General features: G+C 39.8%; 6 protein-coding genes. 4 read left to right on the top strand and 2 right to left on the bottom strand.

Features of this window, described 5'->3' with window-relative positions:
* Window positions 1-302: 302 nt before the first annotated feature.
* Complete coding sequence (locus tag Q0F90_RS05625) at window positions 303-1,928, top strand: DUF438 domain-containing protein (RefSeq protein WP_296004112.1); 1,626 nt, start codon at window positions 303-305, stop codon at window positions 1,926-1,928.
* Between the two features lie 209 nt (window positions 1,929-2,137).
* On the opposite strand, the gene Q0F90_RS05630 is transcribed toward Q0F90_RS05625, so the two are convergent.
* Window positions 2,138-3,331: a MalY/PatB family protein gene (locus Q0F90_RS05630; RefSeq protein ID WP_296004117.1), complete on the bottom strand. Its 1,194-nt coding sequence runs from the start codon at window positions 3,329-3,331 to the stop codon at window positions 2,138-2,140.
* A gap of 475 nt (window positions 3,332-3,806) precedes the next feature.
* Here Q0F90_RS05630 and Q0F90_RS05635 point away from each other — a divergent pair, with 475 nt between their 5' ends.
* Window positions 3,807-5,159: an NAD(P)-dependent oxidoreductase gene (locus Q0F90_RS05635; protein WP_296004113.1), complete on the top strand. Its 1,353-nt coding sequence runs from the start codon at window positions 3,807-3,809 to the stop codon at window positions 5,157-5,159.
* 372 nt (window positions 5,160-5,531) lie between these two features.
* Window positions 5,532-5,807 carry a helix-turn-helix domain-containing protein gene (locus tag Q0F90_RS05640; protein ID WP_296004114.1) on the top strand — a complete coding sequence of 92 codons (276 nt, stop codon included), beginning with the start codon at window positions 5,532-5,534 and terminating at the stop codon, window positions 5,805-5,807.
* On the opposite strand, the gene Q0F90_RS05645 is transcribed toward Q0F90_RS05640, so the two are convergent.
* Window positions 5,785-6,462 carry a lactate utilization protein gene (locus Q0F90_RS05645; protein WP_296004115.1) on the bottom strand — a complete coding sequence of 226 codons (678 nt, stop codon included), beginning with the start codon at window positions 6,460-6,462 and terminating at the stop codon, window positions 5,785-5,787. The genes Q0F90_RS05640 and Q0F90_RS05645 overlap by 23 nt on opposite strands.
* A 337-nt stretch (window positions 6,463-6,799) precedes the next feature.
* On the opposite strand from Q0F90_RS05645, the gene Q0F90_RS05650 reads away from it, so the two are divergent.
* Window positions 6,800-7,861, top strand: a 1,062-nt coding sequence (locus Q0F90_RS05650; RefSeq protein ID WP_296004116.1) for an ATP-binding protein, incomplete at its 3' end; no start/stop codon positions are given.

Consider the following 7,861-nt stretch of genomic DNA (forward strand, 5'->3'; position numbering starts at 1 on the left):
TAATCTCCTCATACATTGGGGCTGGATTTATCATCTATCCGTTATTTTTATGTCTAGGTACTTAGTTGTCTTATTGAACGAGCTCCCTTATCTTGAGATATTCTTACATGTTTTTATAAAAATTTTAGGAACTGCTTTCAAAAGTATAGCCATGGATACAGATTTAATAATCGATATCGTTTATCATAGAGTCATAGGTTATGAATATAGACCTGTTACATAATAGTAGAATAGCCTTATACGTATCGTATAGGCATATGAATTAGTATATGATAGAAAATTTTTGACACGAGGGGATCAAAATGGAAAAGAAATTAGATTTATCCAAATCTGTATATGATTTGGTAACAGAATATCCTGAAGTAGTAGATATTATGAAAGAATTAGGGTTCACCGAAATCACAAATAAGGTGATGTTGAACTCTGTTGGTAAAATCATGACTATCCCGAAAGGGGCTAAGATGAAAGGCGTATCTATGATGGATATCGTAGGTGCTTTCATGAAAGCTGGTTTTACGTTAACTGGTGAAATGCCAAACTTATCTGGTGATGGTGAAAGTACGAGCGTGCCTCCTACTAGTGCAACTGCTACACCTACTGCACCTACTGCAGTTGTGAAGCCTAATTCTGTGGAAGCATCTGCTAACGTTGCAGACGCTAATGCTAAGGAAAACTCCGAAAATACAACTGCCGATGCAGTTCAAGATGCAGTTCAAGATACAGTGCAAGATAGTGAACGCGTAGAGCAGCTAAAAGGATTCTTGAAACGTTTAGGCACAGGTGAAGACCTTGGTGCTGTTCGTGAAGATTTTGCTAGTCAATTTGCTCATGTAGAGGCAAGTGAAATCATGAAAGCTGAGCAAGGCCTTATGCGCGAAGGTACGCCATTGGCTGAGGTTCAACAATTATGTGACCTTCACTCTGCACTATTCCACGGTTCTACTATCCATGAACAAATGGATGCAGAACATGCTAAGGTAGAGGCTGTACTTGAGGCTCAAGAGAAGAGCAAAAGTGTTGTGACTTTGGTGGAAACAGTAGGTCATCCGATTAACAGATTAACAGAGGAAAATAAAGCACTTGATGCGTTGATCGAAGCTCTTAAGGTGAAAGTGGCTGATAAGACTGCCACAGTAGATGATGTAAACGAAGTGCGCCAAGTGTCCATTCACTACGCTAAGAAGGGCGATCTTTTATATCCTCATTTGAAAGTAGCTTATGATATTTCTGGTCCATCTATGGTTATGTGGACTGTTGACGGCGATATTCGCGATGGCTTTGGTCGTCTAGCTCGTGCTACGTCTATTGATGATGCTTGGTACGAAGAGTTTGGTGGCCTTCTCACACGGGCTCAAGAGATGATTTACAAAGAACAAAATATCTTGTTCCCAATCTGTGCAGAGAACTTTAGCACTGAAGAATGGTACCAAATCTACAAAGACACTGAGCAATACGAAGAAATCTTTGGCGTAGAACGCGTTGCTTGGGCAGAGGCTGAAGCTGCATTAGCTGCTAAAGCACCAACAAGTGATGAGAGCAATACAATCGCTTTAATCGGTGGCAGCTTAACGCTAGAGCAATTAGACGCTATGCTTAACACAATGCCTATGGAAATTACTTTCGTTGACCATGTGGACATTAACCGTTATTTTAACGACGGTGAAAAGGTATTCAAACGCCCTACAACAGCTATCGGTAGAGATGTGTTCTCTTGCCATCCTCCAAAGGTAGAGCCAATTGTACGTGGTATTATCGAGTCCTTCCGCAATGGTGAACGCGATAACGTAGCAGTTTGGCTTGAAAAGGTAGGCCGCCCGTTCTATGTAAACTATATGGCCGTGCGCGATCAAAACAATAACTACCTTGGCACATTAGAACTAGTACAAGATATGCAATTTGCTAAGGATCACTTTGGAAGAACTAAATAAAATTCTATGTAATGCTTATAGTGCATTATGATGAAACTATAATATAAACATGTGTGAACCATAATATCGACATGTCGTAAAAACTAATAGTATAAACTTATAACAGAAAGAGGCTACTCTAACATTGAATGATGCTAGAGCAGCCTCTTTAATTTGTACGAAATGAATTCCCTAATATGATTAATATATTTCCTAATAAGAGGTACCCATTAAGGGTGTATGTGCTTAATCATATTATGAGTAGCAGTCTTAATATTTTCAAGGCTCGTAGCTAAATTGAGCCGCACAAAGGTAGCGTAGCTTTCACCACCGAACCATTTGCCAAAGCTAGGGGCGATGCCACATTGATGTTCAAATACATCGTGCATATTTTCGGCTTTCACATAGGCGCCAAAATCGATCCACGCCAAATAGGTGCCGTCCATAGGGCTGATGCGAAGTTTAGGCAAAGCAGCTAGCAAGTTCTGGCAGAGATAGTCATAGTTTTCTCTCACAACGGCGAGCAACTGGGAGAGCCAAATTTCAGCCTCTGGATGGGTGTAGGTGGCGGTGATGGCTGCTTCTGCAATAACGTCGGAATCAGTATGGTATACAAGCCCTTTAAAGGTATTATAACGGCCTCGCAGTTCCTCGTTAGGGATGATGACCTCAGCGTGGTGCAAGCTGGCCATATTAAATGATTTTGATAGGGAGGACATGGAGATTATGTTATCTGCGTAGGCGCCGTTAGATACAGCTAATGCTGGCATAAAGGTCCTCGGTCCCGTAATGAGGTCTTGATGGATTTCGTCGCTAATGATGAGCACCCCGTGACGCTGACAAATGCTAAATAGCTGAGCCATCTCGCTTTCAGTCCACATATGACCTACGGGATTATGTGGATTGCAGTGAATAAACAAGGTAACACCATGCTTGATGATAGCCCCTTCAAAGGCCTCGTAATCTACGGTATAGCGATTATCTTCGTCGCGACTCATAGGAACGGCGATGATTTGACGGTGAGCATCGCTAGCGCTCGTATCAAAGGCGCCGTACACAGGGCTTAGAACGGCGATGGCGTCGTCTTGTTTTGTGAAAGCCCCGATACACCACATGAGTCCTGTAATGACATTGGGTGCACTGGTGAGCCAGTCCTTTTTTAGACTACAGTTATGGCGACGTTTGTACCAACTTATGACAGCTTCTAGATAAGTAGGATTTGTCATAGTGTAGCCTAAAGGATTGGCTTTCACATAGTTACAAATAGCCTCTTGCATACATTGTGGTGGCATAAAGTCCATGTCTGCTACCCATAGAGGTAATAGGTCGGTGCAATTGAATTTCAAATGTTGACCGTCCCACTTTCTAGAGTGTGAACCACGGCGGTCAATATAATATTTTTCAGTAAAGTCTTTGGTGTTCATAGTGAACCTCTCACGTTCTGGTGTATTCATAATAAACCTCGTATAAACATATATCTTGGATTGGTACCATCAACTTCTATATGTGTATGCTAAGGTATTAGTGCCTATAAAGTTGTTAAGAATCTATGAATTATTCTATCTATAATCAGTATACATGCATAGATGTATATGTAAATATATACTTATAAAATGGTGGTTGTACATCGTTCTTTTCTATGCAATCCTTGCATGAATAGGGCCTATATCCGTATACACAACCTGTGAGAATTGCTTGACGGTTTCGACTTTCACAATTTAGAATATACTATAGAATAGTGTGTGTCTGACCAGTGACCACACGTCTATCGAATGGTTACAAAAGATAAATGTTAGCAGCATGTGGCGGCATCCCTATGTGAGAGGGCTCATCGGAATGTTTAGGTGCATGCAACGCTGTATAAGTATAGTACTGGATCCTTGTTAGGAGGCATGTGCCATGAGTAACGAATTAAAACCACTACATTTTGATGCGGATTATACGATGGAGGAAGCGCTCGCCGAGGCGAAACGTTGTCTGAACTGTCCAAGACCTTTGTGCCAAATGGGCTGTCCTATTGAAAACGAAATTCCTCGTTTCATCCAAGCCATCGCACACGGTAACTTTGGTTTAGCCAACGATATTTTGGCGGAACGTACAAATTTGCCATCCATTTGTGGTCGCGTATGTCCACGTGAAAACCAATGTGAAGGCAACTGTATCATGAACAAGGCGAAAAAACCGCCTATCAATATTGGTAAATTGGAACGCTTTGCTGCTGACTTTGAAAGCATCAATGAACTTCGCAAACCTAAGAAAATCCAACAAAATCTTGGCAATGTAGCCGTAGTAGGTTCTGGCCCTGCCGGTTTGTCCGTAGCAGGTGACATGGCTAAACTTGGTTACAATGTAACTGTCTTTGAAGGTCAATCTGAACCAGGTGGGGTACTTTTATTCGGTATTCCAGAATTCCGTTTATCCAAGTCCGTAGTTCGTCGTGAAATCGCCCGTCTTGAAGGTTTAGGCGTTAAATTCGTATGTAATACATTTATCGGTCAAGATAAAACATTGGATGAGCTTTTCGCTGAAGGCTTTGACTCCATCTTTATCGGTACTGGCACGCATATTCCTCAAGAAGTACGCATGGAAAACGATGAAATACATGGTGTATTCCAAGCGATGTACTTGTTGACTAACGTTCAATTAGTAGAAAATGGCGATCTTGATGAATCTCTCATTCCTGTGAAAAAAGGCGATCGTGTCATCATCATCGGTGGTGGTAACGTAGCGATGGATGCGGCTCGTACATGCGTACGTTTAGGTTGTAAATCTGTAACTGTAGCATACCGTCGTAGCCAAGAACAAATGCCAGCATTATTGTCTGAATATGAAGAAGCACGTGCTGAAGGTGTTCAATTCCAATGGTTCGCATCTCCAGTCGCTGTAGAAGGTAAAGACAAAGTAGAAGGCTTCAAATACGAAGTGATGGCCCTCAACGAAGATGGTGCAGGTATCCATGGCACTGGTAATTACCAAGTATTACCTGTTGATAAAATTATCATCGCTGCTGGTCATAAACCAAATGCGCGTCTCATCGGTGAAGGTAACAACTTAAAAGTAGACGAAAAAGGCTACATCATTACTTCAGATGATCCATATGGCATGACTAACCGTAAAGGCGTATTCGCTGGCGGTGACGTTGTACATAAACCAGCTACTGTAGTATTGGCAATGCGCGAAGCTAAAAAAGCTGTTGATGGCATGGTTAAATACATGGAAATCAAAAAAGCACAAGATAGCATTACTGAATAATCTTATAGAGATAATCGAAGAGGGCTGTACTAGGTATAGTCCTCTTTTTGCTATTAGAATTCAAGGCTACATCTAATGTATGGATAATGTATAGAAATCACGATAAATGCTCATAAAACCTAAATTTGTTGAGTGTAATATCTGTATTTTTAGTCTTAATTCTTGTTAGATATGCTAAAATTCCACGAATTGATGAAATTATACATAACTTAATAGACGTAGAAAAAAGCCTTAATAGAACTAATGTGGATGTTAGTTTTTATTAAGGCTTTTACGTTATCACTTTTCAACTGCTACTAGTCAGCGGCCGCAGTTAATCGTTATAGTTAGGTCATAAGCATGTGTTGAGTGTGAAAGTAGATAGAGGTTGCTATGAATCCTATCGTATGTTGTCGAGATTTACAAATTCGACAAGAAGTTCACAAACTCGGTGTGTTGATTTTGCTTTGGCGTAGACAATTGGGCATGACACAGTATCAACTAGCAGATAAATCAGGTCTAGCTCAATCTTATATAAGTGATCTTGAAAGCGGTGCTATCGATCCTAGATGGTCTACGATTTATAGAGTCGTTAATGGACTAGGACAGCTGAGCATTCAAGATTTTCTCGATGGACCTCAAACCATTAGAAGCCTAAAGATTCATTGATGATGATAACCTCCATGGTTTGCATGTTACGCATCTTTTTATAGTAAATCGTTAAGGCATTACAGATTCTATCTGGTGACCCGCAGTCATAACATTTTTCTTCTAATTTGGTACATGGGTTGAGTGAGCTTTTCTTATTCTTTTTGCTGTTCAGCGGAGCTGCTACATTGCGAGCTCGATAAATGGCTGATGCTAAATCAGGGGTAATTTTGTTAATGCCTAGTACAAAAAATACCTCTTGGGAGCCGAATAAAGAAGCCGCCACGCGATTTCCTGTGCCGTCAATATTGACCATTTCCCCTGTTTGGGATATTGCATTTACAGAAGTAAGAAATACATCACGACCCATGGTGCGTAATGCAGTGTCGCGGAAACTTTCACCTTCTAACGGTCGCTGAATGTCTGTCACATCCTCGTTGACCTCACGTAAGGCCTCATAAGCCTTGAGTTCTAATAGGGTGTGGGAATCACCGATGGCTATGCGTTTGTTTTGAATGCGAGATTGTAAATACGCAACGGCTTCGGCGCCCGTTTCAAAATAATGGGCCACGAATTTATTGCGTTCTAAGGCCTTAATCGTTTTCTCTATGTCTATAGGTGTATCGTTGTTTCGGGGATTAACAACGGCATTGATAGTCGTTTCTGTATTTGCCATGGGGCCTCCTAGTAGATGTATGACTATAATTAGGGATTTGTAAGAATCTGTAGTTTCTATTATTGTAACCTTTTATGTGTAAGGAGCTCAATAAGTGATAGTAATGCTTTTTATATAAAAGTAATAGCGGTAATAGATTTTTATGTTGATTTAGAAATGGGAATCTAATCCAGATTTATAGTTAATAAAGATAAACTTTGGAATGAAATCCAATTTTATGATAAAATTAATATAAAGTTGGAATGGAATCCAAAGTTATAGTGTGGTCGATATGATTTCTGATAATACTAATACATGGGTTCCATCTATGAGCACATACATAGATGAGGAGGCCCTTATGAAGTTAATTCAGCGTGATGGGTATCTAGATTTTTTGAGGCGTAATAGAGAGAGGTCTATTATTAAGGTCGTTTCTGGCATACGCCGTTGTGGTAAATCTACATTGTTTAGGCTATTTAAAGATGAGCTATTGGCAGATAATATCAAGCCTAAACAGATTATATCCATTAATTTTGAAGAATTGGAATACGAGCATTTACGAGACTATCATGCGTTGTATCAATATATTTTAGAACGGATGCAACCAGATCGAATGAACTATATCTTTCTTGATGAAATTCAACATGTAGATCAATTTCATCGTGTTGTAGATAGCTTGTTTGTAAAAGAGAATACAGATTTATATATCACCGGATCCAATGCATACTTTATGTCATCTGATATTGCTACACTTTTGACTGGTCGATATGTGGAAATTCAGATGTTACCATTGTCCTTTAGTGAATTTTACTATAGCAAGTATGAGGGCAATCAGTATTCCTTGATTCCCGCTTATGAGTCCTACATTCGTGAAAGTTCGTTCCCTTATACACAACAATTAGGGGGCGAAGACTTCGATATTCAAGAATATCTACGAGGTTTATACAATACCTTGTTATTACATGATGTTGTGGCTCGATTAAAGATTAATGATGTCACGATTTTGCAAGATATGGTGCGATATATTATGGCAAATGTTGGTAGCCTACTTTCACCAAATAAAACAGCCAACTCTCTTGTTAGTGCTGGTCGGAAAATTGATAATAAAACGGTAGAACGATATTTACAAGGATTACAAGATAGTCTGCTGTTATATAAGGTGAATCGTTACGATATACGAGGAAAAGAGTTATTACGTATTAATGCAAAGTATTATAGTGTGGATGTAACATTGCGCAATTTACTAGTAGGGAATGCTAGTCGTGATACAGGACATATTTTAGAGAATATTGTTTTTCTTGAACTTATTCGTCGTGGCTATACTGTATATGTAGGTCAATTAGCTAAAGGTGAAATAGATTTTGTAGCACAAAAAGGGGGAGTTACTGAATACTATCAAGTTAGTGAGACAGTGCTTGAC

This window comes from uncultured Veillonella sp. (assembly GCF_934190855.1).
Lineage (GTDB): Bacteria > Bacillota > Negativicutes > Veillonellales > Veillonellaceae > Veillonella.